We start from the raw sequence: 1,309 nt of genomic DNA, 5'->3' as shown, positions 1-1,309 counted from the left end.
CCTCTGTACTGAGGATGTCGAGCCGACGCCATCGCATCACAGTGCATGGCACGCGCGCAGGTGACCCAGGGCCGTCCTGTGGGCTGAGCCTGCTGGCATGCGGAGGACTCGAAATGCGCACCATTCAACACCTTGTTTTCTATTCCACAGTCCGCGGGCTGGTGCTTGCTGTCTTGGCTTGCCTTGGCTGCGCCATCTCGGCGCTTGCGCAGGCCACGCCGCCTGCGCCCTGCCTGCCCATCGAAGGGCCGGCATTCCTGGGCGGCAAGGACCCGAGCCGGACCTCGGTCGTGGTGTTTGTCCACGGTGTGCTCAGCAGCGCCAGGACCGCCTGGAGCGGCAAGGAAGATCAGTCCTGGCCCTGCCTGCTGAGGGCCGAACCCGCCTTCGACAACAGCAATATCTACCTCTACCGCTACGACACCCAACTGCTGGGCAGCAGCCCCGAAGTCGACAAGGTCGCTGAGCAGCTGCGCAAGGACCTGCAGAACGACGGCGTGCTGGACCACGCCCACATCACGATCGTGGCGCACAGCATGGGCGGCCTGGTCACGGCCCAGATGCTGCTACGCATGCATGCCAAGGAGGACATGCGCGACAAGCTCCGCCGCATCAAGCTCGTCAGCTTTTTCGGCACGCCGGCGACGGGCGCCGACATTGCCAACGTGGCGAGCTACGTCTCCGACAGCCTCCAGTTCGCCGGCATGAGGCCCGACGGCCACCAGCAGGCCCTGATCGACCAGTGGCAGAAAGTCGCCTGGCCGTTTCACTGGTACTGCCTGGCGGAGGGGCAGAAGATGGGCTTCTTTTCCTTTGCCTCCGCTCTGGGCGGCGGGGTGCTGGTGGTGCCCAAAGACAGTGCGACCGCGCTATGCCAGCGTCGACCTGACGGCGTCGATGTGCTGGAGCAGTTCGACCACAGCAGCATGGTCAAGCCGGTGTCGCTGCAGGACACGCCGCACCGCTATCTGAAGCGCTACTTCCTGTCCTGCGCAGGCGACGCAATTCCCAAGACCTATCCGAGCAGCGAGGTCAACACGCCCGATGGCCAGGCCATGCTGCAAACACTGGCCAGGCTGAGGGCCAGCGAGTTCAATCTCGACGCGGCGCCCACGGTCGTGCAGGAGGCGCTTTACCAGTCTGACACCTGGTCCGACAGATTCGTCCTTCCGTCCAACCTCGGCCAGCCGGCACTGATGACTCGATCCTTCGAGCGGCTCCCAGGCCGGGCGTTCGCACTCGAGTTCGTCAAGCTGTTCGCCGCAAACCCGGAGGAACTGGCGCCCGCCTGGGTAGGTCGGCTCGGCAC

Annotated in this window: 1 protein-coding gene; it reads left to right on the top strand. The window is 65.0% G+C overall.

Features of this window, described 5'->3' with window-relative positions; genetic code table 11:
• Positions 1–113: 113 nt before the first annotated feature.
• On the top strand, positions 114–1,309 hold a 1,196-nt coding region (locus AC1DU6_RS31590), incomplete at its 3' end, for an esterase/lipase family protein (RefSeq protein ID WP_477862125.1).

The sequence above is a fragment of the Roseateles sp. P5_B10 genome, from assembly GCF_056400485.1.
This window is presented reverse-complemented; position numbering and strand designations above follow the sequence as displayed.